The organism is Candidatus Omnitrophota bacterium (assembly GCA_030650275.1).
Taxonomy (GTDB): domain Bacteria; phylum Omnitrophota; class Gorgyraeia; order Zapsychrales; family Fredricksoniimonadaceae; genus JACPXN01.
Map to the genome: position 1 here is coordinate 1 of JAUSEK010000024.1, position 2,371 is coordinate 2,371.

General features: G+C 52.3%; 3 protein-coding genes. All 3 read left to right on the top strand.

The features are described 5' to 3' along the window. Positions 1-31: 31 nt before the first annotated feature. Genes Q7K71_07550 through Q7K71_07560 form a run of 3 tightly spaced genes read left to right on the top strand, consistent with a single transcriptional unit; the run spans position 32 to position 1,761 of the window. Complete coding sequence (locus Q7K71_07550) at positions 32-706, top strand: CsgG/HfaB family protein (GenBank protein MDO8675944.1); 675 nt, start codon at positions 32-34, stop codon at positions 704-706. A gap of 29 nt (positions 707-735) precedes the next feature. Next, the gene (locus Q7K71_07555) at positions 736-1,092 is read left to right on the top strand and encodes a DUF4810 domain-containing protein (protein ID MDO8675945.1); all 357 of its coding nucleotides are present in this window, start codon (positions 736-738) and stop codon (positions 1,090-1,092) included. A gap of 9 nt (positions 1,093-1,101) precedes the next feature. Beyond that, on the top strand, positions 1,102-1,761 hold the full coding sequence (locus tag Q7K71_07560; protein MDO8675946.1) for a DUF799 domain-containing protein: 660 nt from the start codon (positions 1,102-1,104) through the stop codon (positions 1,759-1,761). Positions 1,762-2,371 lie beyond the last annotated feature (610 nt).

Here is a 2,371-nt window from a genome sequence, read left to right on the forward strand (position 1 = left end):
GTGAAGTATCAGTACAGGGAGTCGGTTAAGAATGAAAAAATACAGTTGCCTGCCATGCATTGTCGTGGCGGTCGTTTCGCTTGTTGGGTGCGCCCACCAAGAGGAGTCGAGAACCCTGGCGGTTCAAAAAGTGGAGTCCGCGGGCCAAGCCTACAGCGGCCCACGCACCCCCATCTCCGTGGGTAAATTTGACAACCGCTCGTCTTTCATGCGGGGTGTGTTTTCGGACAACGTAGACCGTTTAGGCGGCCAAGCCCAGACGATTTTGCTTACCCATTTGCAGCAAAGCCGCCGTTTCAGTGTGTTGGATCGCACCAATATGACGGAAATTAAGGAAGAAGCGGCCATGCTGAAAAAGGCGCAAACCCTGAAGGGCGCAGACTTTGTGGTGACCGGTGACGTCACCGAGTTCGGTAGAAAAGACGTCGGAGACAAACAACTGTTCGGTCTTTTGGGTCGTGGAAAAACGCAGATTGCCTATGCCAAGGTCAACCTCAACATCGTCAACACGCTGACCTCAGAAGTGGTCTTCTCCTCGCAAGGCGCCGGTGAATACAGCCTGTCCGAGCGCGAAGTCATCGGATTTGGCGGCACAGCGGGGTACGACTCCACGCTGAATGGCAAGGTGCTCGACTTGGCAGTTCGCGAGGCCGTGAACACCCTGGTCGCCGGTATCGACAGTGGCGCCTGGCGCCCTGCACCTTGATATTCCACGCCTCTTCTTTAGGAAAATCCATGAAAAATTTACGAGTCGGCGCTGCCGGCGTATTGCTGCTGTCTGTCGTTTTGGGAGGGTGTGCGACCAAACCCACATCCTTGTACCAATGGCAGGGTTATCAAAACAATGTCGATGCCTATTTCCGGGCAGACAAGCTGAGTCCCGATGCGCAAACCCAGCTGATGGAATCAGATTTGCAAAAAATCCAGGCCAGCGGTGGAGCGGTCCCCCCGGGCTACTACGCCCACCTGGGCTTGCTCTATGGACAGCAGGGCAAGCTGGACCAATTCGCGCTGCAAATGCAAGCGGAGAAAAAACAGTACCCTGAATCTGAAACGTTCATGGATTTCCTGTTGCGCAACTTTAAGAAATAGGAGATTTATATGTACTTCACAAGCTATTTCAAGATTCTGATCGCCACCGCTGTCATTCTGTTAGTGACAGGTTGTGCGACCAAAAAGCCGTTTGACTACACCGCGTACAAAGAAAGTCGTCCAAGGTCCATCCTGGTGTTGCCACCGGTCAACAGCACGCCAGAAGTTCAGGCGACTTATAGCGTTTTGTCCTACGCGACGCGGCCTCTTGCGGAGGCGGGTTACTACGTCATGCCGGTCACTTTGGTGGCGGAAGCCTTCAAGGAAAATGGCATGACGCAGCCTTCCGATATGCACGCGACGTCACCAGAAAAGTTAAGGCAAATCTTTGGCGCGGATGCGGCCCTTTACATTGACATCTCCAAGTACGGCACGGTGTACCAGGTGATCAACAGTGAGTCGGTTGTTGCAGCCCAAGCGAAGTTGGTCGACTTGAAGACGGGTAAAACGCTGTGGACCGGGGTGGCGCAGGCATCCAGTGCGGAAAGCAACAACCAACAACAAGGTGGACTGGCTGCACTGCTCATTACGGCCATCATCAAACAGGTGGTTGCCAGCACCACGGATGAAAGCCACAAGATCGCAGGCGTGGCAACTGCCCGTTTATTGTCGCCAGGACAAAATGGTTTGCTGTATGGTCCGCGTTCGCCAAGCTATGGCAAGGACTGACCCTTGATACTGTGACTTGGGTTGACTGCCTGGTCACGCTGTGAAAGCCTGTTGCTCTTTGGAGTGGCAGGCTTTTTTAGTTTTTTGCTATAAAAAAAGAAGCTGCCTGCGCAGTATCCGCGGGGCCTAGAGCCCTATTTTCACGCATATTTTTATGTTTTGGCCCGTCAGCCATTGGCAGGAATGCTCCCAGTCCATCCTTCATTCCGTTTGACAAACCCCGCATAGAATTGGTGCACTCGGTCAACATCAAAAAGAATCGGGACCGTTGAGTAACCATGTTTCAGTGGCGGGCATGGGATAAAAGGGAAAAGACCGCTGTCACCCGCGACGCGCAAATCATCTGTGCGCCGCGAAGTCTACAAATCAAAGATATGAAAAAGATTATTTTGTTCGGCGCTTTGAGCGCCTCGGCTTTGTGCGCTCATTCGACTCCACATCGCCCATTTCAACGTTCCTAGGAAGTTACCCATGTTTCAATCGCTCATCAAAAGCAGTGTTCTCTTTTTGTTTGCCTTGGCTCTTTTGGGCTGTGGCTCCAGTCCCAGCAAACAAAGCAATGCCCCATTGCCGGTTATTCAAAAAAATAAATATACCCACGCCTATGTTT